We start from the raw sequence: 24,579 nt of genomic DNA, 5'->3' as shown, positions 1-24,579 counted from the left end.
GGTTTTTGGTGTGATTGATAGTGTGTTTAGTTCATGAGGTTGCAGATAATACATGGAATAATGACATGGATATGATAAAGACTATGATTAAATATTTGGGTGACAAAAAGGCTGCCTGTACATACGGAACTTATCTTGCGAGCTGGCTCCCACTTTGTTTAGCGACGGTTTTGGTTGTTAACAGCAGATTACGAAAATTCTACGTTATAATCACATTTTTTGTTTGAAGAATTTATATTATATTTTTCGTTTATTACTGCTCAAGTTTCCCCACACTTTCCCCATGCCTCCTCCTTAACAACATTTTTCGTTACTTTGCCCCCATGGAACAGTATCTTCATTTACTACAACATATATTAGACCATGGCGCTGCAAAAACAGACCGCACCGGAACGGGTACTATCAGCTGCTTTGGCTACCAGATGCGTTTTAATCTGCAGGATGGCTTTCCGCTGGTGACCACCAAAAAGCTTCACCTTAAATCAATCATTTACGAACTCTTATGGTTTCTCAACGGGGATACCAATATCCGTTACCTGAAAGAGCATGGTGTAAGCATATGGGATGAATGGGCAGATGAACATGGCGACCTGGGACCTGTTTATGGTAAGCAATGGCGCAGCTGGGAAGGAAGGGACGGAAAAGTGATAGACCAGATCAGCGATGTGGTAAAGCAGATCAAAACCAATCCTGACTCCCGCCGTATTATAGTAAATGCCTGGAATGTGGCAGATCTGCCGGATATGGCCCTTAGCCCCTGTCATTGCCTGTTCCAGTTCTATGTGGCTGATGGACGTCTCAGTTGCCAGTTGTACCAGCGCAGTGCAGATGTGTTCCTGGGGGTGCCTTTCAACATCGCATCTTATGCTTTGCTGACGATGATGATGGCGCAGGTATGCGGACTTCAGCCCGGCGATTTTGTACACAGTTTTGGCGACGTGCATTTATATAATAACCATATAGAACAGGCCAAACTGCAACTGAGCAGAACACCGTATCCTTTACCACTGATGAAGATCAACCCGGATGTGAAGGATATCTTCTCCTTTAAGTATGAAGATTTTGAACTGCTTAATTACCAGTTCCACCCGCATATTAAAGCACCGGTGGCCATATAATCTAATCTGTGATGATTGTTTCCGCTATTGTTGCCGCAGCTGAGAATAATGCTATAGGCCGTGATAACCAGCTGCCATGGCGCTTACCGGCTGATCTGAAGTATTTTAAGCAAACCACCATGGGCAAGCCCATTATTATGGGCCGCAAAACTTTTGAATCACTGGGAAAACCTTTACCCGGCAGGCCGAATATTGTGATCACCCGCCAGGCAGATTATGCCCGGGAAGGATTGATCGTTACCGCATCCCTGCAGGAGGCGCTGGATGCCGCCAGCACCTTTGACACCGATGAGGTATTCATCACCGGCGGAGCAGAGATCTTTGCACAGGCCTTACCTTCATTGATTCAACGGGTCTATCTTACAAGGGTGCACGCAAATGTAGAGGGTGATACCTTTTTTCCGGTGCTTGCAAAAGAGGAGTGGCAACTGGTAAGCAGCCAGCTGCACCCTGCCGATGAAAAGCATGCGTACGCTTTCACATTTGAAGTGTGGGAGAAAGTTTAAAACTTTCTTATCGGAAAATCACCGTTCCAATATTCTGGGTGAGCTCTCTTTCGAGCTGTTTGAGATGGTTATGTACTTCAATGAATTTTAACTGGTCTTCTATCGGGGCAGATTGATCCCATTCCTGCTGGTTTTCAAGCACCAGCTTTTTTACTTTGCGTAATATCAGGTAGTTGGTGGTACTGATGGTATCTTTCAGATAGGCGTTATCTCCGCAGATCGTATCTATTTCAAAACGCTGTTTCCAGTTCACGCTCAGGTCTGCTTCCTTATCTTCCAGCACCAGTGCAGTGTATTTGGATATCTCACTGTCCGCATGGTACAGGAACCATTTCCTGTCAGGAATATTGCCTTCATCATATTGGCTTTTATATTCCCGCAATATCTTTTTAATGACCATGCTATCTGCCAGGGATTCGAAATCGTAGGGCAGATGAAAAATATAGTCAGCTACCGTGCTTTTGTCTTCTTCGCTGAAAGGCATATCTCCAAAGCGCAGCAGAATCTTCACCAGTTCCTTTTCCTGTTTTTCATCCGTATTGAAAACCACTTCCACTCCGGCTTCCTGTGCTTCCATGGCGGCAATGGCTTCATCGCTCAGCTGGTCGTCTTCAGGCGGAGCGTTCTTAGCCAGTTGTTGTTCCCTTTTATGCAGGCGTTCGCGGATGAATTTGTTGACAAGGGTGATCAGGCCCTGTTCATCGATCTTCAGGAGCTGGCTGCACTGTCGTATATAATCCTGCTGGCGGGTAAAATCCTCTACTTTGTCAATCTTGGAGATGGTTTCTGCAATCTCGTTTACCAGCTGGCTTTTACGGCTGCTGTCGTTGCCCATTTCCTGCATGGCAACCTGCAGCTTGAACAGCACAAAGTCCTGCTTGCTGGTTTCCACAAACTCGCGGAAGGCAGGAGCGCCGATCTTCTGCACGTAGCTGTCCGGGTCTTCTTTATCCGGTATCAGCACCACCTTCACATTCAGGCCTTCTTCCACAGCCATATCAAGGCCGCGCAGCGCTGCTTTAACACCTGCGCTGTCGCCATCATACAGGATGGTGAGGTTATTGGTGTATTTTTTGATCAGCCGCAGCTGATCAGCCGTAAGCGAAGTGCCGCTGGATGCTACCACATTCTCAATACCTGCCTGGTGCAGGGAGATTACGTCTGTATACCCTTCCACCAGCAAACATTCGTTCAGGCGGTCTATAGAGTGCCGGGCAAAGTAAGTACCATATAATACCTTGCTTTTTACATAGATCTCATTTTCCGGGGAGTTAATGTATTTGGGCGCCCGGTCATTCTTTACCAGTATGCGGGCGCCAAAGCCCAGCACTTTACCTGACTGGTTATGGATGGGAAATATTACCCGCCCGCGGTAGTTGTCTACCGGCTGCTCGTTGCGGATGGTTACCAGCCCCGTTTTCTGGAGGTATTCAATATTGTATCCCTTTTCCTGCGCGGTTCTCACAAAAGCGTCCCGCTCATTGGTACAGTAGCCCAGCTGGAATTTCTGCACGGTTTCGCGTGTAAAGCCACGCTCTTCAAAGTAACTGAGGCCCACATTCTGTCCTTCCTCGGTTTCCAGCAGGGTTTTGCTGAAATAATCCCTTGCAAACCCGTTAATAATATACAGGCTGTCTGCCAGCAGTTGTTGCTGCTTTACCTCTGGACTAACCTCGGTTTCCTCGATCTCTACATTATATTTCTGCGCCAGCCACCGTAAAGCCTCTACGTAAGAGTACTTTTCGTGCTCCATCAGAAAGCTGATAGAGTTGCCGCTGGCGCCGCAGCCAAAGCATTTATAGATCTCCTTGCTGGGCGATACCGTGAAAGAGGGGGTCTTTTCATTATGGAAAGGGCACAGGCCCAGGTAGCTGGTACCTCTTTTCTTCAGCTTCACAAACGAGCCTACGATCTCCACGATGTCTATGCGGCTCAGTATCTGTTGTATGGTATGTTGCGCGATCACGGTACTGGAAAATGCAAACTGCAAACATAGGTAATTTACAGATTTCGCCGTTAAATATCCCCTTTCAACCGTTTATAAAGGATTATATGTTGATATTTAATCAATTTTAATGCAATTACATATTAATTTTTATATATTTACATCAAATTTCACCCTATACCTTTAAGCATGAAAAGATTTTTAATACTGTTTGCATGCACGTTCCTGGCTTTTTCCGGCATAAAGGCACAGAGTTTTGACGTGAAGATCGTAGCTACCGACACAATTGGTTGCGCTCCCAAGAAAATCACATTTGATGTAAAGACTACTTCTGAGTTGTCAGTGATCGACTGGTACTGGGAGTTTGGCGATGGTGGTACAGCATCCGGTCCTCAGCCTACCCATACCTTTAACAACCCGGGCCACTACGTGGTAAGGCTGACAATGGTAGTACCTTCAGGTGCTACTTCCATGAAGGTGTTCAGCTATAAGGAGGTGGATATTCTCCCGATTCTCGACCTTGGCGTTCAGCATCCGCTTTGCCGGAACTACTGCGCCATTATTAATAATACTGCCATGGCCGAAGGCCATCACGATCCGGGATGGTACCTGTGGTCTACCGGTGATACTACCAGTACGCTGCGTGCCTGCGAACCCGGTACCTATTCGGTTACCTATAACGTTTGCGGTCAAACGCTGCGCGACACCACCGTGGTGATCGGACGGGTAACAGAAACCCTGGCCCAGATCTCCTACACCTGGCTGTGCAGCCGGATGGTAGACCTGGAAGTAACACCGGCATATGAGAACGTGCCTTACCGCATGTGGCTCAACTGGGGCGACGGTACCTCCCAGAACCTTACGGGCAAGAACCGTGAACCGCTCAGGTTTGATCATGAATACGGATTTTCCGGTGAGTATACCATAGAAGTGCACATGGAATACCAGAACAGCTGTTCTGATATCGTTACGCGGAAGCTGACGGTAAGGCAGTAATGATATTTACAGGTATGTAAAAAGGTGAAAAGCGGTACGCCGCTTTTCACCTTTTTGTTTATAAAGCACCTTCGCCTTTTTCCCCTATATTTGAATGATCAAGCCAAACAATCTTATTTTATGACGAAAGAAGTATTTATCGTTTCAACAGTCCGCACGCCCATCGGCGCATTCAACGGCGCACTGGCCGCATTGCAGGCCACGCAGCTGGGCGCGCTGGTGATAAAGGCAGCGCTGGAAAGGGCAGGCGTGGCACCCAGCGAAGTGAACGAAGTATATATGGGCAATGTGATCAGTGCCAATCTTGGTCAGGCGCCCGCCAACCAGGCCAGTATCTATGCCGGTATTCCCACCAACGTACCTTGTACTACCGTTAATAAAGTATGTGCCTCCGGTATGAAAGCCATTATGCTGGGCGCGCAGAGCATATTGCTGGGCGACAATGACATTGTGGTGGCAGGCGGTATGGAAAGCATGAGCAACATTCCTTATTACCTGGATAAAGCGCGCAGCGGTTATCGCATGGGCAATGGCACCCTGATAGACGGTATCCTGCGAGACGGCCTCTGGGACCCCTACAAGGATTTTCACATGGGCAACGCGGCAGAGATCTGTGCGGCTGAATACAAGCTTTCCCGGGAAGACCAGGACGCCTATGCAGTCAGCAGCTACAAGCGGGCAGCCGAAGCTTTTGAGAAAGGATATTTCAAAGAGGAGATACTTCCCGTAGAAGTGCCGGGTAAACAGGTAGTTACCGTTACGGAAGACGAAGATTATAAAAAAGTGAACTTCGAAAAGATCCCCTCCCTCAAACCCTCTTTCCAGAAAGACGGCACCGTAACTGCTGCCAATGCCTCCAATATTAATGATGGCGCGGCAGCAACACTGCTGGTAAGCGGCGAAAAACTGAAAGAGCTTGGATTAAAGCCCCTGGCCCGTATCGTTAGTTTTGCAGATGCGTCCCAGGCGCCGGAATGGTTCACCACCACACCGGTGAAAGCCATCAACAAAGCCCTGGCCAAGGCACAGCTAAAAATTTCTGATATGGATTTTGCGGAGATCAACGAAGCTTTCTCCTGCGTAGCACTGGCTAACCAGCGGGACCTTGGCTTGTCGCCAGACCGGCTCAATGTATGGGGAGGCGCCGTGGCCCTGGGGCATCCCATTGGCTGCAGCGGCGCACGTATAACGGTAACGCTTAACTCCATCCTTCACCGCAACAATGGCCGCTACGGTGTAGCCGGCATCTGTAACGGCGGAGGCGGCGCAAGCGCTATCATCCTCGAAAAAGCATAAGCACAAATCTGTTAGCTGCCCGCTCCCGGCTTTTAACTGAATGCCGGTAGCCGGCAGCTAATCTATCAATACAATCGTGGTGTCAAAACGCATCCTGTTGACACCCCTGAGCCGGATATCAACGCTGTTTTCATTTTTCTTCGCAATCTCCAGCGATCTGGGCGTATACTCCTGTCTGATCACATCCGGCGTCACCTTCTCAAACAACCAGTATTTATCGCTGATCAGGCTATAGGTAGGATAGCGTGACAGGATCCCCTGCTCTTTTGCCTGGATAGCATAATCATTGTCAATAGGGTAGCGGGTTAAATTGCCGTCATACAAAAGGGCAACACCCGCCATAATGGTAAGTATCCGCAGCGGCGGCAGCAACAAGCCAAACAGCAACACAAAGGGAAACCCGAAAAAACACAGCAGGTACAGCCACCTGCCCGTAGTATCCTTGGGCGTAAGCCCGTATAGTATGACGCCCGATCCGGCGTACAGCGAAAAAAAGACCCTCTCAGTATAGGCCCCTTTAAAGCCATAGCCATTTGCCAACAGCAACAGGCATATAACAGAAAAGAACAGCAACGCCAGGTGAATATACCATAGCAGCCGTACGGCATCCGGCGATTTTACCTTTTTGATCTTGCAGGACACCGCTGTCAGGAAGCTGATAGACAGGATAGTAACAGTGATCATAGGATAGGGACTAAATTAAGTTGACAGTTATCAGTTATCAGTGACTTTCGTAAAGCCAATATATTAATCTTTTTTCATATTTTATTAACATTTAAATCCGGAACCCTTTCTAAATCCTTTGCTTTTTCGTCAACAAACAATAATTTTGCCCTGCCTTTAAAGGAAAGGTATTAATCATTACAAATTATTATACCAATAGCATGCGTCAGATAGCTTTCAGACAAGCCTTAAGAGAAGCCCTCCAGGAAGAGATGCGCCTTGATAAGCGTGTATTCCTGATGGGAGAGGAAGTAGCCGAATACAATGGTGCCTATAAAGTGAGCCAGGGAATGTTGGATGAGTTCGGGCCCCAAAGGGTAATAGACACCCCTATTGCAGAGTTAGGCTTTGCTGCCATCGGCGTTGGCGCTGCTCAGAATGGCCTTCGCCCTGTAGTAGAGTTCATGACCTGGAACTTTGCGGTACTGGCGCTGGACCAGATCCTGAATACTGCTTCTAAAATGCTGGCCATGAGCGGCGGACAGGTGGGTTGCCCCATCGTTTTCCGCGGTCCCAACGGTTCAGCCGGTCAGCTGGGTGCACAGCACTCCACCGCTTTCGAGAGTTATTATGCCAATATACCGGGCCTAAAGGTAGTATCCGTTTCCAACCCTTACGATGCCAAAGGCCTGCTGAAGGCTGCCATCCGTGACGACGATCCGGTAGTGTTCATGGAAAGTGAAGTAATGTATGGCGATATGGGCGAAGTACCTGAAGAAGAGTACATTATCCCCATCGGTAAGGCAGACGTGAAACGCGCTGGTAAAGACGTTACCATCGTTTCTTTCAACAAGATGATGAAAGTAGCCCTGGGCGCTGCTGAAGAACTGGCCAAGGAAGGTATTGAGGCTGAGGTGATAGACCTCCGCACCATCCGCCCGCTGGATTGGTTCACCATCCTGGAATCTGTGAAGAAAACCAACCGCCTGGTGATCGTGGAAGAACAATGGCCCTTCTCCAGCGTTTCTGCTGAGATCACCTACCGTATCCAGAAAGAAGGTTTCGACTACCTGGATGCGCCCATCCGCCGTATCACTGCGGCAGATGCGCCCATGCACTACGCACCCAACCTGGTTAAACTGTACCTACCTGATGTGGAGCGTACCGTGAAACTGGTGAAGGAAGTAATGTACATGAAGAAATAAGCTGCTAGCTGCTGGATTTTAGCCATCAGCTATACCGTAATATTAAAAGCTGACTGTTGTTTATGATAACAGTCAGCTTTTTTATTATTAGTTATTAATAGCCCGCTCAGCCGAAAAGGTCACTCGACAAGTACCTGTCTCCCCGGTCGCAGATGATGCACACCAGCACCCCCTGCTCCAGTTCCTTCGACAGGCGCACGGCCGCTGCCACTGCTCCGCCGCTGCTCATACCGCAGAACACAGCCTCTTCTTTAGCCAGCCGCCGGGTCATTTCCCGGGCTTCGCTCTCCGCTATATCCATAATGCGGTCTACCCGCTCACTCTCAAATATCTTAGGCAGGTAAGCTTCCGGCCATTTACGGATGCCCGGTATCCGGGAACCTTCCGTAGGCTGGCAACCCACAATCTGTACCTGCGGATTCTGCTCTTTCAGGTAGCGGGATACCCCCATAATGGTACCGGTAGTGCCCATGGCGCTGACAAAATGGGTAACGCCACCCTGAGTGTCCCGCCAAATCTCCGGACCGGTGGTTTTATAGTGCATGCCATAATTATCGGGGTTGGCAAACTGGTTCAGCATGTAGTACCCGCCTTTGGCCACCTGTGAATGGGCATAGTCAATCGCTGCTTCCATAGATCCCTCTTTGGGGGTCAATACCACTCTGGCGCCATAAGCTTCCATGGTCAGCACCCGCTCACGGGTAGCGTCTTCAGGCATCACCAGTTCTATCTCAACGCCAAAGAGATTCGCAATCATGGCGAGCGCAATACCGGTATTGCCGCTGGTGGCCTCTATCAGCTTCATGCCGGGCTTTATCTCCCCCCGGTCCAGCGCCCCTTTGATCATCCCGTAGGCAGCCCTGTCTTTTACGCTGCCGCCCGGGTTATTGCCTTCCAGCTTTCCGTATATCGTTACTTTGGGATTTGCAGTCAGTTTCTTCAGTTCAATTAACGGTGTATTACCTACCTGGTCGAGTATCGAATGCATCTTGATGTTTTTATGCCTGTTTAAACTACTTCTACAATGTTCATGCTGCCATCCGCCTTATAGTAGATCCGGGAGAACGGCGCCACGCTTTTGATCAGCCATACATTACCGCCAATCACGCTGTGATGGCCGATGATGGTGTCTCCTCCCAGTATGGTGGCTCCTGCATAAATCACTACATGCTCTTCTATGGTAGGATGGCGTTTGCTCTTGGCCATGCTCTTGTCGATACTGAGCGCGCCCAGCGTAACGCCCTGGTACAGCTTTACATGCGCGCCGATCACAGAGGTTTCACCGATAACAATACCGGTGCCGTGGTCAATGCAGAAATAAGGCCCTATCTCGGCAGCGGGATGGATATCCACCCCCGTGTGGGCGTGGGCCAGTTCCGTGATCATACGGGGCAGGAGGGGGATATGCAGCAGGTGCAGGGCATGCGCCATGCGGTAATAGGCAATTGCATAAAACCCGGGATAGGCCCTGATCACCTCATATAAACAGGTAGCGGCGGGGTCTCCCTGGTAAATGGCGGTAGCGTCTTTGGTAAGATCTTCATAGATGGCAGGTACCTGGGCCATGAAACGGGCCGCCAGTTGCGCCGCCGTATCAGGCAGCTGGGTTTGCATCACCTGCAGCAATTGCTGCAGCTCATCCTGCAATACAAGGGCATATTGCTCCAGCTCCGTTTCATTCATTACTTTGCCCGTATGTTCCGGGAATAACCAATTGACAAGATTGTTGGCAAATTCGCTTACCGCCGAAGTAGACGGGAACGTATTAGCCGCTGCCCATTGATGCCTCCGCTTTAGCTCCTCTATTAGTTTGTTCATAGCGGCGTAAAATTACAGGTCTAAACACTTAGTATATTGAAAGTACGCATAAAACCTGTAAAATTTGCTTTCCATTTGTAAATTTTCAAACTGCATGGCATTTGCAGTAGATTTCTATAAAAAATCGCTTTTTTTTCTGAATAATAACAAATCCGGGCGGCTGTCCCGCCCTGTCTCCGCTCATCAGTACATTAGCATATTAGCCCATCAATTCATTATCTTTGCTCCCTACACAAAACACCAATATGGCTCATATCCTGATTATTGACGACGAAAAGAGTATCCGGAAAACGCTCACTGAGATCCTTACATATGAAGGCTATAAAATCAGCGAAGCGGCAGACGGTGCAGAAGGCTTTAAGATGTTCCAGGAAAAACAGTACGATGCGGTGTTATGCGATATTAAAATGCCCAAGATGGACGGCCTGGAATTCCTCGAAAAGGCCAAGGAAACCAATCCCGACATTCCCATTGTCATGGTATCAGGTCACGGTAATATCGACACCGCGGTAGACGCTGTGAAGAAAGGCGCTTTTGACTATATCTCAAAACCGCCCGATCTCAACCGGCTGCTCATCACCCTGCGCAACGCAATGGATAAGACCCACCTGGTGGCAGAAACTAAAACGCTTCGCCGCAAGGTGAACAAAACACAGGAAATGATCGGGGCATCCGCTCCCATTCTTAAAATAAAGGAAACCATCGAGAAGGTAGCCCCAACAGACGCCCGCGTGCTGGTAACCGGCGAGAACGGGGTAGGTAAGGAGCTGGTGGCCCGCTGGATCCATGAACGCAGCAGCCGCGCTGCCGGCGCCCTGGTAGAGGTGAACTGCGCCGCCATTCCCAGCGAGCTGATTGAAAGTGAGCTCTTCGGGCATGAAAAAGGGTCCTTCACTTCTGCCGTTAAGCAACGCATCGGCAAATTTGAACAGGCCAACGGCGGTACCCTCTTCCTCGATGAGATCGGCGACATGAGCCTCAGCGCCCAGGCCAAAGTACTGCGCGCCCTCCAGGAAGGAAAGATCACCCGTGTGGGTGGCGATAAGGAGATCAGTGTGGATGTGCGCGTGATCGCAGCTACCAACAAAGACCTGCTGAGGGAAGTGGAGGAAAAGAACTTCCGCCTCGATCTCTACCACCGCCTGAGCGTTATACTCATACATGTGCCCTCCCTGAACGATCGCCGCGAAGATGTGCCGCCACTGGTAGAGCACTTCCTGGGTAACATCTGCCAGGAATACGGCATCGCCAAAAAAGCAATTGATCCCGCAGCAATGAAAGCGCTGCAGCAGCATAACTGGTCTGGCAACATCCGGGAACTCCGCAACGTAGTGGAAAGGCTGGTCATCCTCTCCGGCAAAACCATTACGGCAGACAATGTGGAAGACTATGTGCTGCCCGGCCGCGAAAGAAAAAAGGCTAATATTTAAGCGGTCAGCTGATGAAGCACATTTACCTGATCAGTGGTATGGGCGCAGATGAGCGCATCTTCTGCCGTTTGCGGTTCCCCGGCTCGTATACGGTGCACTACCTGCCCTGGTTAGATCCGCTGCCCAATGAGCCTTTCCGTGACTACGCCGCCAGGATGGCGCAGGGCATCACCGCAGACGGAGAGATCACCCTGCTGGGGCTTTCCTTCGGTGGGATGATCAGCCTGGAAATTGCCCGGCAGCGGCCCATTGCCAAAAATATACTGGTCAGCACCATCAAGCATACCCGTGAGCGCCCGCCGTACTTTAACTGGGTAAGGAAACTGCGCCTGCACCACCTGCCGGATCAGCTGATATTCAGACAACGATACCCCGTGGTGAGATATTTCCTGGGCGTAAAATCTCCGGAGGAGGAAGCCCTGTTGCGCGATTATCTCCGGAAAAAAGACTATACTTACCTGCGATGGGCCATCAATACGGTTATACAATGGGAAAATGACTTTATTCCGCCATCCATCGTACATATAAATGGTGCGAAAGATCTTACCTTCCCGGTGAGATTTGTAAAACCTACGCATATAATACCCGGTGGCGGACATTTTATGGTCATGAACCGGGCGGAAGAAATCAACAGGATACTCAGCCAGGAACTTTAAGAAAACTTTTACACGGAAAGTTAGCTGGCTACCAACAGAATATTATATTTGTTCTTTTAACGATATTTTAAACTAGTACTGATCAATGAATCTGGCATTTTGGAGGCGCAATAATGACGGGCAACCCAGGAAGAGGAAATCCGCCGTGCGCGAATGGCTGGATGCGGCCATCTTTGCAATCATCGCAGCCACGTTAATACGTACGTTCATTTTTGAAGCGTATACCATTCCAACCCCTTCCATGGAAAAAACGCTCCTGGTAAATGACTTCCTCTTTGTGAGCAAGATCACCTATGGCCCGCGCATCCCTAATACCCCGCTGGCAGTACCGTTTACCCATCATACCCTGCCGGGTACCAAATACACCAAAGCTTATTCTGAAGCAGTGCACTGGCCCTATAAACGCCTGCCCGGCTTTTCAGATATCAAACGGAACGATGTAGTGGTGTTCAACTTCCCCGAAGGCGATACCGTTGCACTGGAACAGCAGGACCAAAGCTATTACGGACTGGTGCGCAGCCTTGGCCGCGACGCCGTTTGGGAGTCTTACCATGTTACCGCCCGCCCGGTAGATAAACGCGAGAACTATATTAAACGCTGCGTGGCAGAAGCCGGCGATACCCTTTCCATCAGGGACGGTGTGGTGTTCGTGAACGGCAAACAGGCCCCCATACCGCCTGAAAGTGAAAGAAGGTACATGGTGGAAACCAACGGCGATCCCCTGAACCCGGAGCGCCTGGATGAACTGGACGTAACACCTAACCCCGACGCTACGCTTTCAGCAGGACTTTTCCTTTACAACCTCACACCCGGTAATGTGGCAGCCCTGAAGAATTTCCCGGTGGTAAAGAGCATAAAGCCCTATTTCAGCGGCGAACAGTCTGTATTTCCTTACGATACCGCCAACTATCACTGGACCGAAGAAAACTTTGGCCCGCTCTATATTCCCAAGAAAGGCGCTACCATTAAGCTGGACAGCAGCAACATCTCCATTTATGAGCGCGTGATCCGTGTATACGAAGGCAATACCCTGGAATCAAAGAACGGTCAGTTCTATATCAACAATAAACCGGCTGATTCCTACACCTTTAAAATGAATTATTACTGGATGATGGGCGACAACCGTAACAACTCACTGGATTCCCGCTACTGGGGCTTCGTTCCGGAAGATCACGTAGTAGGTAAAGCCTGGCTGATCTGGATGAGCTACGGCAACGGAAGCATACGCTGGAGCCGCCTGTTCAGAACAATTAAATAGGATACTTCCATATACAAATTGCTGATGTCCTGCGCCTGTTGAAGGGGGCAGGACATTTTAAATTTCAACACCCCGCTAAAAAACAAGCATATGAAAAAACAGCAGCAGTCTTTTGAATACCTGAGTTATGATGATATTTCCGAACTGGAAGAGAGCGACAGGCTACTGCTGCAGGCAGCCAGGAAAGTTGCGGAACAGGCGTATGCACCCTATTCCAATTTCCGTGTTGGCGCAGTGATGCAGCTGGCCAATGGCCAGACCCTGAGCGGTACCAACCAGGAAAACGCCTCTTTTCCCGTAGGCATCTGTGCAGAAAGAACAGCACTGTCGGCCGCCTCTTCACTGTACCCCGGCGTAGCTATACAAACCATTGCTGTCAGCTATCATAATATGGAGGGCAGCAGCAGTCATCCTATCTCTCCCTGCGGCATCTGCCGCCAGACCCTGGCAGAATACGAGCAGCGGCAGCAACAACCCATCCGCCTGATCATGGGCGGCCAGAGCGGAAAAGTGTACATCCTTCCTGCAGCCAGCCTCCTGTTACCACTGTCCTTCTCCGCCAAAGACATGGATTAGCAGATTCATGCTCGGGAAATCGTATATCGCTTCCGGTGAGCTGACAAAAGGAGAACAACTCTGTCACAGGGCAGTGGAGAATAGCTACTAGCAGCCAGCTGCCAACAGCTCTTTCTTACATTCTCTCCGGCACATCAATTCCCAGCAGTTTCATGCACTGGGCAATGGTATTCGCCGTGAGTGTGATCAGCTGCAAACGCAGGTTCCTTTTCTCTTCAGACTCCGCATTTACAATAGAGTAAGTATACACCCCATTCACTTTTTCAGCGTAAAAAGAGTTGAACTGCTGCGCCAGGTGGAAGGCATAATTGGCGATGATGGAAGGGCTCATTTCTTTTTCAGCGTCCTGCAGTACTTCACCAAATTGTTCATTCAGCACGATCAGTGCTTTCTCCATTGGCAGTAAACTGTCATTATGCCGGTATGTGTCCAAATGACTGGTATCTGTCACGCCAGACTCTCTTAAAATAGATTTGATACGGGCGTGTGCATATTGAATAAAAGGCCCGGTAAATCCATGGAAGTCAATAGACTCTTCCGGGTTAAAGATCATTTTCTTTTTGGGGTCTACACGCAGCAGGAAAAACTTCATGGCGCCCAGGCCTATCATTTCGTAGAGGCGTTGCAGTTCATCCTCGCTGAAATCCCTCAGCTTGCCGGATTCTTTTGTATGCTGGGCAGCGGTGTTCACCATTTCATCTATCATGTCATCTGCATCCACCACGGTGCCTTCGCGGCTTTTCATCCTCCCATGGGGCAGTTCCACCATCCCGTAGGAGAGGTGATAAATGCCCGCTGCAGCAGGCTCTTCCAGTTTCTGCAGGATCAGCTGCAGCACTTTAAAGTGGTAGTTCTGTTCATCCGCCACTACGTATATGCTCTGGTCCATATGATAATCATCATACTTGAGCCGTGCGGTGCCCAGGTCCTGCGTCATATATACAGAGGTGCCATCGCCACGCAGCAGCAGCTTTTGGTCCAGGCCATCGGCGGTCAGGTCTATCCACACAGAATTGTCTTCCTTGCGGAACAGCACGCCTTTGCGTAAGCCATCTTCCACCAGGTCTTTACCCAGCAGGTAGGTCTGACTTTCGTAGTACATTTTGTCGAAATCGATGCCCAACCTTTTGTAGGTGGTCTCAAATCCTTCGTATACCCATCCGTTCATGGTGGCCCACAACGTCCTTACCTCGGGATTGCCGGCTTCCCATTGCTGCAGCATGATCTTGGCCTGCTGCATGATCTCTGTTTTATTGCGGGCCAGCTCTTTGATCTCGTCCGTTATTTTACCAGACTTCTCTTTGTCCTGCTGGATCTCAGGCTTATGCAGCAGGGCTGCCAGTTTTTCCACTTTTTCTCTTTCAGTGCCTTCAAAATCCCGCAGGTCATTTTCCAGCACCCTGGCTATAATAGGTTCCGCCTGCTCTTTCAGCTGGGTCTCGAATTTTACGTAATAATCGCCTACCAGGTGGTCTCCCTTGATCCCGGTAGAGGCGGGGGTATCTCCATGGGCAAACAGCTGCCAGGCCAACATGGATTTACAGATGTGGATGCCCCGGTCGTTCACGAGGTTGGCCTTAATCACTTCATAGCCGTTAGCTTTCAGTATCTCGGCAATGGAATAGCCCAGGAAATTGTTACGCAGGTGGCCCAGGTGCAGGGGTTTGTTGGTATTGGGGGAAGAATATTCCACCATTACCTTTTTACCGTTGGCAGGCTTGCGGCCACTGTGGGGGTTGTTAAACTGAGTTTGCAGGAAGCCTGTCCAGTAAGCATTGCTGATGCTCAGGTTCAGGAAGCCTTTTACCACGTTAAAACCGGAGATCAGCTCAGGAAAGTGGGTCAGGAGATAGTTGCCCAGGTTATTACCGGTTTCCTCCGGTTTCTGGCGGCTGAATTTCGTAAAAGGAAACACAACGATGGTATACTCCCCTTCGAATTCCGGTTTGGTAACATTGATGGCAATATCGGATAGGGAAACTTCCTGGCTATAAAGCGATTTAATAGCGGTAACTGCTGCTGATCTGATGGTTTGTACAACACTCATGTGGAAAACTGTTAATGCAAAGTAGCAGCAAAGGTAAAAAAAAAGTCCATGGCCGATAATTCATCGTAAACGGACCTGCGCATATCGGGCAAACAGGCGGCGGACGATGAATAATTGACCACGGACTAATTGATCCGGATGGATCAGTTATTTAAAGGTGTAAGACGCACCTATCTGGAAAACGGAGTTCCTGGGATCAGCCAGGCCGTCAATCAGGTCAGTGAAACCAAAGGTATAACGGGCATACACGCCTACGTTGATCGGGAATTTGTATCCTACGCCGATCGCGCTGCCGATGTCTACCGATTTGAAGCCGTCAACATCTTCGCTGACACCGCCTCTTTTAACCCTTGAACTTGCCAGGATGCCTAGCTGAGGACCCGCCTCTGCATAAAATTCAGGCAGGAAATAATACTGGAAAAGCACCGGGATGTTGATATAGCTCAGCGCATATTTGAGATCATCCCCGGGAAGATCCACCCTGGCGCCCTGACCCGAGAACAGCAGCTCCGGCTGGATGGCCCAGCTTTTCTGGAATTTGAAGTTAGCGAAACCGCCAATATGACCTGAAATTTTGCTGCTGGCATCAACGTCTGTCATGGAGGCTACGTTCAGACCGCCTTTTACGCCAAAACTGATGTCCTGTGCCTGTGCTGCGAAGGTAGCGCCCGCGGCAATGATCACTGTTAAGAATAATTTTTTCATAATATGTAGATGTATTGGACTCAGCAGAAGCAAATAGTATGCCGGTTTATAATATATGGAATTGAGGGTACACTTACCGCCGGTGGAGGGAGGAAAAAAAGGGCACTCCTGCCAGGAGCGCCCTTGTATATCTGCGCGTTATTTCCTCGTCAATCCCTTGTCTGCACTTAGTCTTTTCCTAAGGAATGCCTCATGCAACCTTAGTCGTTCCTTAGTCTGTTCGCCGCAGGTGTTTAATGTGTTCCTAGTCGTTCCTTAGTCTTTTCCTCGCCGGTTCCCCATGGTATCTTAGTCCTTTCCTCGTTGTTCTAACGGGAGAGCTTAGTGAGACCTGCGTGCTATCCGCATTAAAAGCGCACACAAGCTTAGATTAAAGCGCACCAGCGCAGGTAAAAACGTATGGCGTACCGGGCTAGTAAAGGGTAAATTCCACTCTCCGGTTCTTCTGCCGCCCTGCCGCTGTCTTGTTGCTGGCAATCGGCTGCGTTTCGCCGTAACCTGTCGCCTCTATCCTGGACGGGTTGGCCCCCTGGCTCACCAGGTATTGTTTCACTGATTCTGCCCGGTCTTTAGACAGGCGCATATTATTATCGTCCCTGCCCACATTATCCGTATGCCCGGCCAGTTTCAGGCTGAAATTCTTGGTTTTCAGCAGTTCTGCCACCCGGTTCAGGGAAGGGTAGGAGTTGGGTTTGATATCCGCCTTGCCGGTGGCAAATTCCAGGTTCTGGATGGCATCGCGCACCAGCCGCCGGTCTTCTTCCGTAACCTGCTGTACAACGGTCCTGGGGGTAGTATCTTTTGGCAGCTCGCAGCCGCCGCCGTCCACTTTTACGCCCTGGGTGGTGCCGGGGCATTTGTCAAAGAAGTCAGATACGCCGTCTCCATCCGTATCCTTTAACACCTTGTCCATATCTGCGCTAAGCCGGGCATTGGTGCTGCGGGTGCTTTCCAGCTCCTGTTGCAGGGCTGCCTTCTGGGCTGCCAGTTCATCATACATCACTTTGGCAGGGTTGTGCCAGGCCAGCTGCCGTTTGGTGCCGGGGCCCAGGCTGAATTCCAGGCCTGCATAACCATAGGAATACTTGTCATGCCCGCCGCCGTAGTTATAGCCGTCCAGGTTATCCCCGTCCAGGAAATGCATGGTATAACCCAGGTCAAGGTTCACCACTTCTGACAGTTTGAACTTAAGGCCGCCGCCCACGGGAATGATCAGCTCCTTGATAGTGCCATTGGGTTTATACTCGGTCTTGGTGCCGCCTCTTTCCAGTTCGGGGTTATAGCCGGCCAACCCCGCCCCGGCCATAAGATAGATCTGTACAAAGTTCTGCTTGTACAGCCAGTTGATAGTGGCCACATTTACCACTGCGCTGAGGCTGGCAGACCATTTCAGCTTGGTTTCATAAGCATCGTATGGCCGGGAAGGTAGTTCATCATTACCCAGCTCTTTTGAATTGTCTGCCCGCAGTTTACCGCCAACGTAATCTGCCCTGATGCCAAGGGCATGCAGTAGCTGCCATTTTACATAAGCGCCATACCCTGCAGAAGCTTTCCATTTCGTAAAATCATTTTGTCCGCCGGTAGCTGCTACAGGTGCCAGTAGTCCCCCGTTTACGCCGATGGACCAGGTTTTGAAGTCCTTGGGGCCGTTGAAGATTCCCGCTGAAGTACTGCTGCTGTTTGGTGTCTGGGCTGAGGTGCTCAGGGGAGCTGCGAGGGCCAGCGTCCCGGTAGCCCATAATAGGAAGGTCTTTTTCATGAACTTAAAGGTTAAGTTACCAATATGGTTATCCGCCCCTGTGGGCAAAGGATGATCCTGTAACCCATTAACAAATAATAGCAGCCCTGGTTCATGAAACTGACATATTTGCATAAATTTTTGCTTGGCATAATCATTGACAAACCTTTAGCAAATACTCGAGAATCTACAACTAAAGGAGAATCTTAATTACTATGGGAAAAATAATAGGTATAGACTTAGGTACTACCAACTCATGCGTTGCGGTAATGGAAGGCAACGAGCCGGTAGTGATCGCCAACGATGAGGGCCGCCGTACGACCCCTTCTGTAGTGGCATTCTTAAAGAACGGAGAAAGAAAGGTAGGGGACCCGGCCAAACGCCAGGCTATCACCAACCCTATCAACACCATTATGTCAGTGAAGCGTTTCATGGGACGCCGCTATGATGAGGTGAACAATGAAATACCCCACTGGAGCTACAAAGTGGCTAAAGGAGATAACAACACCACCCGTATAGATATAGATGGCAGGCTGTATACGCCGCAGGAGATCTCTGCCATGATCCTTCAGAAAATGAAGAAAACAGCAGAAGATTACCTGGGTCAGGAAGTGAACGAGGCCGTAATCACGGTGCCCGCTTACTTTAATGATGCCCAGCGCCAGGCCACCAAGGAAGCTGGTGAAATAGCCGGTCTGAATGTGCGCCGTATCATTAACGAACCTACCGCAGCCGCGCTGGCTTACGGTCTGGATAAAAAACATCATGACAGCAAAATTGCCGTGTTTGACCTCGGTGGCGGTACCTTCGATATCTCCATCCTCGAACTGGGCGATGGTGTGTTTGAAGTAAAATCTACCAACGGTGATACCCACCTGGGTGGTGACGACTTCGATAAGGTGATCATGGACTGGCTGGCAGACGAATTCAAAAAGGACGAAGCTGTTGACCTCCACAAAGATCCGATGGCATGGCAGCGCCTGAAAGAAGCTGCAGAAAAAGCGAAGATCGAGCTGTCTTCTTCCTCAGAAACAGAGATCAACCTGCCTTATATCACTGCAGTGGATGGCGTTCCCAAACACCTGGTGAAGAAGCTGAGCCGCGCCAAGTTTGAGCAGCTGAGCGACACCCTGGTGGAAAGGACCCTTGAACCCTGCCGCAAAGCCCTCCAGGATGCAGGCTTAAGCACTTCAGATATCAACGAAGTGATCCTGGTAGGTGGTTCTACCCGTATCCCCAAGATACAGGAAGTGGTAGAAAAATTCTTTGGCAAGAAACCCAACAGGGGCGTAAACCCTGACGAAGTAGTGGCCATTGGTGCTGCTATCCAGGGTGGTGTACTGACCGGTGAAGTAAAAGACGTATTGCTGCTGGATGTAACGCCGCTTTCCCTGGGTATCGAAACAATGGGTGGTGTGTTCACCAAGCTGATCGAAGCTAATACCACCATTCCTACCAAGAAATCTGAAACATTTTCTACCGCTGCTGATAACCAGCCCAGCGTAGAAATACATGTACTGCAGGGTGAAAGGCCTTTAGCCGCCCAGAACCGTTCCCTCGGCCGTTTCATGCTGGGAGATATTCCGCCCGCACCCCGCGGCGTTCCGCAGATCGAAGTGATCTTCGATATTGACGCCAACGGTATCCTGCACGTAACCGCGAAGGATAAAGGCACCGGTAAGACCCAGAACATCCGTATCGAAGCGGGTAGCGGTCTGAACAAAGACGAGATCGAAAAGATGAAGGCCGAAGCCAGGGCAAACGAAGCTGCAGATAAGGAACAACGCGAAAAGATAGAAAAGGTGAACCAGGCAGACAGCCTCGTATTCCAGACAGAAAAACAGCTGAAGGAGTATGGCGACAAACTGTCTGCTGACAAAAAAGCCACTATTGAAACGGCGCTTAACAAACTGAAAGAAGCACATAAAGCACAGGACATTGCCCAGATCGATGCTGGTGTGGCAGAACTGAATGCTGCATGGACCGCTGCTTCAGAAGAGATGTACAAAGCTACCCAGGGTGCACAGCCTAACGGCGAACAGCCGCAAGGCCAGCCACAGGGTCAGGGTACCGGTAACGCCGGTGAAGGTGGCGTAACCGATGCAGAGTTTGAAGAAGTGAAATAACAACAACTAGCAGTAAAGTATACAAAAAGGGCGCGGACATTCTCCGCGCCTTTTTCTTTTTTGCTTTTTCTTTTTTACTTTGTTAACATGGAGCTAGCACTATACCCTTTCGAACTTAAATTCAGACATACCTTTACCATATCCCGTAAGTCAAAGGACGTACAGCCCCTACTGGTGGCAGAGCTGCGGCAAAATGGTTACAGCGGCCTGGGAGAAACCGCCGATAACTCCTATTATAATATGACGGTGCCCCGGCTCATGGAAGCTATTAACCAACACCGCAGCATCATAGAAGCCTATACGCTGGATACCCCGGAAGCCTTCTGGGAAAAACTGTATCCCTTATTTGCCGATAATATGTTTGCCCTCTGCGCCCTGGACCTCGCCGCACACGATCTTTATGCAAAAATGCAGGGTAAGAAGCTGTATGAACTATGGGGGCTTGATATCAGCCATAACCCGCTTACAGACTATACCATCGGTATAGACACCATCGAAAATATGGTGAACAAGCTCAGAGAATTTCCCTGGCCCATCTATAAAATAAAACTCGGTACCCCGGATGATATTGCCATTATAAAGGAGCTGCGGCGGCACACCGCTGCCATCTTCCGGGTAGATGCCAACTGCGCCTGGGGCGTAGAGGAAACCCTCCGCAATGCCGCCGCCTTTCGTGAGCTGGGCGTAGAGTTCATTGAACAACCCATGCCTGCCGCCGATTGGGAAGGCATGCAACAGGTATTTGAACGTTCCGCCCTGCCTCTCATCGCCGATGAAAGCTGTATCGTAGAAGCCGATGTAGAGCGCTGCCACGGTTATTTTCACGGCATCAATATCAAGCTGACCAAATGTGGCGGTATCACACCCGCCCGCAGGATGATCGCCAGCGCAAAACATCTGGGCATGAAGGTGATGACCGGCAGCATGAACGAAAGCACCGTTGGCACCTCCGCTGTCGCACACCTGTTGCCTTACCTCGACTACGTTGATATGGACGGACCACTCCTTTTAGCAGAAGACACCTCCGACGGCGTGAAGATCATCGACGGCCGCATTGCTTATGCAGATCGCCCTGGAACGGGGGCTGTTCTGATTAATAATTAACAATTATTATTTAGTGTCTCAACCTGGCGGCTGGTCCCTCCTCCGCAATTCTTAATTATTCATTATTCATTAAGAATTGAAAACTGCTGTGCCAGGAACACCTCATGTTTCAACTGTCCCGTTGCGGTGATCACCTTGCCTAACAGCGCCTGCAACGGATTATGCCCGTCAGCCGGCATATGGGCGGGGCGTATGAGGTAGGCAGCCTTTTCAGTAACCAGGTAAATACCGCTGAAACTACGTTTGGTATTGGCGTAAAAGGTGCGTAGCTCCAGCCTGCCCGTTAATTCAAGGTACTCCGGTGATTGTTTGTTATGATGCAGTGCTTTCATGGGTTACTGATTCAAGTTACGTTATTTTATGTTTGCATAGCCCGCAGGGATTGTCTATTTTTAAAGGACTTCGTATTTATAACCCGGTGTAGCCTTAAAAAGAAATCCACGGATGAAAAAACTATTTGTCAGCATACTACTGTTCCTCCATTTCTTTTTTGTTGATATGCTTAGTACTCATGCACAGCAACTGGCCCGCATTGCAGTGGAAGCCGGCGCTTATAAAAGAGAGAACACGCCCATATCTGTTGCCCTTGATGGCCTCACGGCTTTGCCGGATTCCGCCTTTACACTGGTAGAAGTGAAAGGCGCACAACGTATTACCGTCCCCTTCCAGGTAGAGCAGGGCTACACCCGTAAACTGTGGTGGATACTTTCAGGCATTACCGCAGCCGGAACACAAAGAACATTTGAACTGGTGCAAAGTAATAAGGCCCCGGCGGATGCAGCGCTGATACAGGCGACAGACAAGCAGGGCACACTGGTATTACAGCAGGGCAGTCAGCCTATACTGCAATACAACTATGCCACGGTATATCCACCCGCAGGTGTTGACAGTGCATTTAAGCGCAGCGGGTTCATACATCCTTTATGGGCGCCCAACGGGGCGGTGCTCACCCATATCCATCCGAAAGACCACTGGCACCATGTGGGCATCTGGAATCCCTGGACGCATACTGAATTTGAAGGGCGCGAAATAGACTTCTGGAACCTGTATAAAAAAGAAGGCACCGTACGCTTTACCGGCTTTCTCTCCAGGAATGAAGGCCCTGTATGGGGCGGCTTTAAAGCCTTGCAGGAACACGTAGTACTAAATGGCCAGGCTCCGGAAAAGGTAGCCATGAATGAAGTGCTGGATGTTCGCGCTTATCCCGCACAGGCAAATGGCGCGCGCCGTTTCTGGGATTTTACCTCCACTTTCAGTTGCGCCGGCAACAGTGCTGTACACCTGCTGCAATACCGTTACGGCGGCGGCTTTGGTTTCAGGGCTACCACAGAATGGACCACGGCCACCAGCGAGGTGCTGACCTCTGAAGGGCGCACCCGTAAAGATGCAGACAGTACGCGTGCCCGCTGGATAAAGGTAACCGGACAAACGGCGAAAGGCCGTACAGGTATGCTGGTATTATGTTACCCGGAAAATTTTGATGCACCCGAGCCTGTAAGGGTATGGGGCGAAAATATGGAGCGGGGAGAGCTGTTCATCAATTTCAGCCCTACTAAAATGAAACCCTGGTTGCTGACTTACGGGAAAGAGTACACGCTAAAATACCGCATACTGATCTATAACGATGATATTACCCCGGCAGAAGCAGACGCCATATGGAATGACCTGGCCCACCCGCCGGTGTTGAAAATAACCGCTGCTCACTAAAGCAGCTTATTTCCTCATCAGCCTGTAATACCTGATGGTGTAGTAAACGCCCGTAAGGCCCATGAGAATAAATACGGTGATAATGCCCCACTTACCAGCCAGCCGGTAAATGGGCCGCTCAATACGGCTCAGGCGCAGGTTGGCAGCCAGGCCGGAAAACTGCAGATAGCGGAATATGGCAAATCCGAAGCCAATAAATGCCACGGCAACAGACAATATTACCTGGCCCCAGGAAGCGGTATCAGTATTCTTGTGAGGATGGTGGAGGTTTTTCATAAGGCGATGAGTTGCTGCGTAAAAAGCTGCTTTCTTAATTTTCAGGCTTCCTCCATTGTCTGCGGAGGCATCATTAACGGCGCACGGGTTTTACGGATACGGTCCACCTCTTCTTTCCAGTTTTCGCCGAAAAGCCGGCCCATTTTTTCATCTATATTATTGATCCTTTCCTGGATCTTTTTGGAGTGTACATAATCGTAATAATCGCGCAGCAGGTAAATGTAAACGGAAGTGCTGATCTCCTCATCCTGCAGGTTCAGACCAGCAAGGTAGGCTTCTTCCAGTACGCTGTAATAGCGCCCTGTATCTTTACGTCTGCACAGCTCCGCGGCCTGGTACCATCCATTCATCGCCTGCTGGTTAAACTGATGCTCCTGCGCTGCGCGGGCCTGTTTGATGAACCAGTCAATAGCCTCATCAAATCGTCTGCGCAATTGTGCGTAGGCGCCGTGATAACCGTAAAACTGGATCAGGAGCGGCAGGCAGGCTTTATCTCCCTGTTGTGAGCCTTGTTTGGCAATACGCATGCCGCGGTCCAGCAGCTGGGGCAGCGCGGGATCTTTCTTAAAATAAAAAAGCATGCCTGCATACATGATGTGGGTGGTCGCAAATAAACCTTTATTCCCGCTTCGCTGCGTACAGTCAAGCGCTTTTTGTCCCCATTCATGTAGCAGCTTCACATCTTTCGCCTGCAGGGCCTTACCCATTTCAAACAGGCATTTGCGTAAGGCAATTTCCGGATCATTGGGATTGCCGCTTTGCGACAATTTCTGGATGGCCTTGTGCAGGTCAATGGGTACATGCATGGCGTGCAGCTGTCCCGGAAACTGCCGCTCGTGTATGGCTAACTGTTCATTACCTGCATGATCAAAGACCAGCAGCTTAACGCCTGCGGGTATACCTTTTTTCAGCAATGCGATGAGCCATTGCTTCATATGCCTGAGATCACTGACCAGGCGGGGTAACAAAACAAGTACCAGTTGCTTTTCCTCCTGCGGCAATGCCTGCCGGAAATCGTCCAGCATGCACAACAGGGTAGTATCCAGCGGCTCGCCATTATTATTGGCAAGCGCCTGGCGGTATGCCTGCGGGTTCCATGCAAAGGCAATGTTGCGCTGCTGGAGGTCCTCCATCAGCTTTTCGCTGTTATCGTAAGTTTCCAGCCAGTCTTTTATAATAGCTGCGCTGAAAGTGTCTTCATCCTCAAAAGCCGTAAGATGTGTAACAAAAACTTCCGGCAGTTGTCCAAATGCAGAAGATTCCAGTTTACAGAATCCTTCGTATACACGCGCTTCTTCCGGTTTGATGATCATTCTTACCACGCGCTGCTCCGGCCGGGGGCTTACCTCTTTTAACCAGGCCCGCTGGATCTTATTCAGTTCAAGCGCTATCGGATTATGTTCGTTCAT

22 protein-coding genes are annotated in these 24,579 nt (G+C 49.9%); 12 read left to right on the top strand and 10 right to left on the bottom strand.

What is annotated here, in order from left to right; translation table 11 throughout:
• Positions 1–323: 323 nt before the first annotated feature.
• Positions 324–1,118 carry a thymidylate synthase gene (locus Q0577_RS06355; RefSeq protein WP_298733841.1) on the top strand — a complete coding sequence of 265 codons (795 nt, stop codon included), beginning with the start codon at positions 324–326 and terminating at the stop codon, positions 1,116–1,118.
• Positions 1,119–1,129: 11 nt separating this feature from the next.
• On the top strand, positions 1,130–1,624 hold the full coding sequence (locus Q0577_RS06350) for a dihydrofolate reductase (protein WP_298734170.1): 495 nt from the start codon (positions 1,130–1,132) through the stop codon (positions 1,622–1,624).
• Positions 1,625–1,631: 7 nt separating this feature from the next.
• Here Q0577_RS06350 and dnaG read toward each other — a convergent pair whose 3' ends face one another.
• Positions 1,632–3,614: a DNA primase gene (dnaG, locus tag Q0577_RS06345; protein ID WP_298733839.1), complete on the bottom strand. Its 1,983-nt coding sequence runs from the start codon at positions 3,612–3,614 to the stop codon at positions 1,632–1,634.
• A gap of 144 nt (positions 3,615–3,758) precedes the next feature.
• Here dnaG and Q0577_RS06340 point away from each other — a divergent pair, with 144 nt between their 5' ends.
• Together Q0577_RS06340 and Q0577_RS06335 are read left to right on the top strand one after the other, a co-directional pair.
• Positions 3,759–4,565: a PKD domain-containing protein gene (locus Q0577_RS06340; RefSeq protein WP_298733838.1), complete on the top strand. Its 807-nt coding sequence runs from the start codon at positions 3,759–3,761 to the stop codon at positions 4,563–4,565.
• Positions 4,566–4,685: 120 nt separating this feature from the next.
• Positions 4,686–5,861 (top strand): acetyl-CoA C-acyltransferase, encoded by a 1,176-nt coding sequence (locus Q0577_RS06335; protein ID WP_298733836.1) that lies wholly within the window; start codon positions 4,686–4,688, stop codon positions 5,859–5,861.
• A 57-nt stretch (positions 5,862–5,918) separates the two neighbouring features.
• Here Q0577_RS06335 and Q0577_RS06330 read toward each other — a convergent pair whose 3' ends face one another.
• Positions 5,919–6,545 carry a hypothetical protein gene (locus Q0577_RS06330; RefSeq protein WP_298733834.1) on the bottom strand — a complete coding sequence of 209 codons (627 nt, stop codon included), beginning with the start codon at positions 6,543–6,545 and terminating at the stop codon, positions 5,919–5,921.
• A 200-nt stretch (positions 6,546–6,745) separates the two neighbouring features.
• On the opposite strand from Q0577_RS06330, the gene Q0577_RS06325 reads away from it, so the two are divergent.
• Positions 6,746–7,729, top strand: coding sequence for a pyruvate dehydrogenase complex E1 component subunit beta (locus Q0577_RS06325; RefSeq protein ID WP_298733832.1), 984 nt, complete (start codon positions 6,746–6,748; stop codon positions 7,727–7,729).
• Between the two features lie 106 nt (positions 7,730–7,835).
• Here Q0577_RS06325 and cysM read toward each other — a convergent pair whose 3' ends face one another.
• The gene (cysM, locus tag Q0577_RS06320) at positions 7,836–8,717 is read right to left on the bottom strand and encodes a cysteine synthase CysM (RefSeq protein ID WP_298733830.1); all 882 of its coding nucleotides are present in this window, start codon (positions 8,715–8,717) and stop codon (positions 7,836–7,838) included.
• Between the two features lie 20 nt (positions 8,718–8,737).
• Positions 8,738–9,547 (bottom strand): serine O-acetyltransferase, encoded by an 810-nt coding sequence (locus Q0577_RS06315; protein ID WP_298733828.1) that lies wholly within the window; start codon positions 9,545–9,547, stop codon positions 8,738–8,740.
• 245 nt (positions 9,548–9,792) lie between these two features.
• Here Q0577_RS06315 and Q0577_RS06310 point away from each other — a divergent pair, with 245 nt between their 5' ends.
• From Q0577_RS06310 to cdd, 4 genes are all read left to right on the top strand, one after another.
• The gene (locus Q0577_RS06310; protein ID WP_298733826.1) at positions 9,793–10,977 is read left to right on the top strand and encodes a sigma-54 dependent transcriptional regulator; all 1,185 of its coding nucleotides are present in this window, start codon (positions 9,793–9,795) and stop codon (positions 10,975–10,977) included.
• Between the two features lie 11 nt (positions 10,978–10,988).
• Entirely contained in the window at positions 10,989–11,633 is a 645-nt protein-coding gene (locus tag Q0577_RS06305) for an alpha/beta hydrolase (RefSeq protein ID WP_298733824.1), read from the top strand.
• An 85-nt stretch (positions 11,634–11,718) separates the two neighbouring features.
• Entirely contained in the window at positions 11,719–12,891 is a 1,173-nt protein-coding gene (gene lepB / locus Q0577_RS06300; RefSeq protein WP_298733822.1) for a signal peptidase I, read from the top strand.
• A 90-nt stretch (positions 12,892–12,981) separates the two neighbouring features.
• Positions 12,982–13,467: a cytidine deaminase gene (gene cdd, locus Q0577_RS06295; protein WP_298733820.1), complete on the top strand. Its 486-nt coding sequence runs from the start codon at positions 12,982–12,984 to the stop codon at positions 13,465–13,467.
• A 115-nt stretch (positions 13,468–13,582) separates the two neighbouring features.
• Here cdd and argS read toward each other — a convergent pair whose 3' ends face one another.
• The 3 genes from argS to Q0577_RS06280 all read right to left on the bottom strand — a co-directional run bounded on the left by argS (position 13,583) and on the right by Q0577_RS06280 (position 17,978).
• Positions 13,583–15,514, bottom strand: a complete 1,932-nt coding sequence (gene argS / locus Q0577_RS06290) for an arginine--tRNA ligase (protein WP_298733819.1) — start codon at positions 15,512–15,514, stop codon at positions 13,583–13,585.
• Between the two features lie 147 nt (positions 15,515–15,661).
• The gene (locus tag Q0577_RS06285) at positions 15,662–16,219 is read right to left on the bottom strand and encodes a porin family protein (protein ID WP_298733817.1); all 558 of its coding nucleotides are present in this window, start codon (positions 16,217–16,219) and stop codon (positions 15,662–15,664) included.
• Between the two features lie 412 nt (positions 16,220–16,631).
• A complete protein-coding gene (locus tag Q0577_RS06280; protein ID WP_298733815.1) occupies positions 16,632–17,978 on the bottom strand; it encodes an OmpA family protein in 1,347 nt (448 codons plus the stop codon).
• 194 nt (positions 17,979–18,172) lie between these two features.
• On the opposite strand from Q0577_RS06280, the gene dnaK reads away from it, so the two are divergent.
• Both dnaK and Q0577_RS06270 read left to right on the top strand, forming a co-directional pair.
• Entirely contained in the window at positions 18,173–20,083 is a 1,911-nt protein-coding gene (gene dnaK / locus Q0577_RS06275; RefSeq protein WP_298733814.1) for a molecular chaperone DnaK, read from the top strand.
• 87 nt (positions 20,084–20,170) lie between these two features.
• Positions 20,171–21,187, top strand: coding sequence for a dipeptide epimerase (locus Q0577_RS06270; protein ID WP_298733812.1), 1,017 nt, complete (start codon positions 20,171–20,173; stop codon positions 21,185–21,187).
• Positions 21,188–21,249: 62 nt separating this feature from the next.
• On the opposite strand, the gene Q0577_RS06265 is transcribed toward Q0577_RS06270, so the two are convergent.
• Positions 21,250–21,519, bottom strand: coding sequence for a hypothetical protein (locus tag Q0577_RS06265; RefSeq protein WP_298733810.1), 270 nt, complete (start codon positions 21,517–21,519; stop codon positions 21,250–21,252).
• A gap of 112 nt (positions 21,520–21,631) precedes the next feature.
• On the opposite strand from Q0577_RS06265, the gene Q0577_RS06260 reads away from it, so the two are divergent.
• Positions 21,632–22,894 (top strand): PmoA family protein, encoded by a 1,263-nt coding sequence (locus Q0577_RS06260; protein ID WP_298733808.1) that lies wholly within the window; start codon positions 21,632–21,634, stop codon positions 22,892–22,894.
• A 6-nt stretch (positions 22,895–22,900) separates the two neighbouring features.
• Here Q0577_RS06260 and Q0577_RS06255 read toward each other — a convergent pair whose 3' ends face one another.
• Together Q0577_RS06255 and Q0577_RS06250 are read right to left on the bottom strand one after the other, a co-directional pair.
• Positions 22,901–23,170 carry a hypothetical protein gene (locus Q0577_RS06255; protein ID WP_298733806.1) on the bottom strand — a complete coding sequence of 90 codons (270 nt, stop codon included), beginning with the start codon at positions 23,168–23,170 and terminating at the stop codon, positions 22,901–22,903.
• A 41-nt stretch (positions 23,171–23,211) separates the two neighbouring features.
• Positions 23,212–24,579 carry a hypothetical protein gene (locus tag Q0577_RS06250; RefSeq protein ID WP_298733804.1) on the bottom strand — a complete coding sequence of 456 codons (1,368 nt, stop codon included), beginning with the start codon at positions 24,577–24,579 and terminating at the stop codon, positions 23,212–23,214.

This window comes from uncultured Chitinophaga sp. (genome assembly GCF_937898475.1).
Classification (GTDB): domain Bacteria; phylum Bacteroidota; class Bacteroidia; order Chitinophagales; family Chitinophagaceae; genus Chitinophaga.
Note: the sequence above shows the minus strand (reverse complement) of the source record. Positions and strands in the feature narration are given on the sequence as shown.

Bases quoted from the DNA above. Each gene is read 5' to 3' on its own strand.
- Q0577_RS06280 (WP_298733815.1), bottom strand. From the start codon at position 17,978: ATGAAAAAGACCTTCCTATTATGGGCTACCGGGACGCTGGCCCTCGCA.
- Q0577_RS06305 (WP_298733824.1), top strand. From the start codon at position 10,989: ATGAAGCACATTTACCTGATCAGTGGTATGGGCGCAGATGAGCGCATC.
- dnaK (WP_298733814.1), top strand. From the start codon at position 18,173: ATGGGAAAAATAATAGGTATAGACTTAGGTACTACCAACTCATGCGTT.
- lepB (WP_298733822.1), top strand. From the start codon at position 11,719: ATGAATCTGGCATTTTGGAGGCGCAATAATGACGGGCAACCCAGGAAG.
- Q0577_RS06250 (WP_298733804.1), bottom strand. From the start codon at position 24,579: ATGAACGAACATAATCCGATAGCGCTTGAACTGAATAAGATCCAGCGG.
- Q0577_RS06340 (WP_298733838.1), top strand. From the start codon at position 3,759: ATGAAAAGATTTTTAATACTGTTTGCATGCACGTTCCTGGCTTTTTCC.
- cdd (WP_298733820.1), top strand. From the start codon at position 12,982: ATGAAAAAACAGCAGCAGTCTTTTGAATACCTGAGTTATGATGATATT.
- Q0577_RS06255 (WP_298733806.1), bottom strand. From the start codon at position 23,170: ATGAAAAACCTCCACCATCCTCACAAGAATACTGATACCGCTTCCTGG.
- Q0577_RS06265 (WP_298733810.1), bottom strand. From the start codon at position 21,519: ATGAAAGCACTGCATCATAACAAACAATCACCGGAGTACCTTGAATTA.
- argS (WP_298733819.1), bottom strand. From the start codon at position 15,514: ATGAGTGTTGTACAAACCATCAGATCAGCAGCAGTTACCGCTATTAAA.
- cysM (WP_298733830.1), bottom strand. From the start codon at position 8,717: ATGCATTCGATACTCGACCAGGTAGGTAATACACCGTTAATTGAACTG.
- Q0577_RS06285 (WP_298733817.1), bottom strand. From the start codon at position 16,219: ATGAAAAAATTATTCTTAACAGTGATCATTGCCGCGGGCGCTACCTTC.
- Q0577_RS06355 (WP_298733841.1), top strand. From the start codon at position 324: ATGGAACAGTATCTTCATTTACTACAACATATATTAGACCATGGCGCT.
- Q0577_RS06330 (WP_298733834.1), bottom strand. From the start codon at position 6,545: ATGATCACTGTTACTATCCTGTCTATCAGCTTCCTGACAGCGGTGTCC.
- Q0577_RS06310 (WP_298733826.1), top strand. From the start codon at position 9,793: ATGGCTCATATCCTGATTATTGACGACGAAAAGAGTATCCGGAAAACG.
- Q0577_RS06335 (WP_298733836.1), top strand. From the start codon at position 4,686: ATGACGAAAGAAGTATTTATCGTTTCAACAGTCCGCACGCCCATCGGC.
- Q0577_RS06270 (WP_298733812.1), top strand. From the start codon at position 20,171: ATGGAGCTAGCACTATACCCTTTCGAACTTAAATTCAGACATACCTTT.
- Q0577_RS06350 (WP_298734170.1), top strand. From the start codon at position 1,130: ATGATTGTTTCCGCTATTGTTGCCGCAGCTGAGAATAATGCTATAGGC.
- Q0577_RS06315 (WP_298733828.1), bottom strand. From the start codon at position 9,547: ATGAACAAACTAATAGAGGAGCTAAAGCGGAGGCATCAATGGGCAGCG.
- Q0577_RS06260 (WP_298733808.1), top strand. From the start codon at position 21,632: ATGAAAAAACTATTTGTCAGCATACTACTGTTCCTCCATTTCTTTTTT.
- Q0577_RS06325 (WP_298733832.1), top strand. From the start codon at position 6,746: ATGCGTCAGATAGCTTTCAGACAAGCCTTAAGAGAAGCCCTCCAGGAA.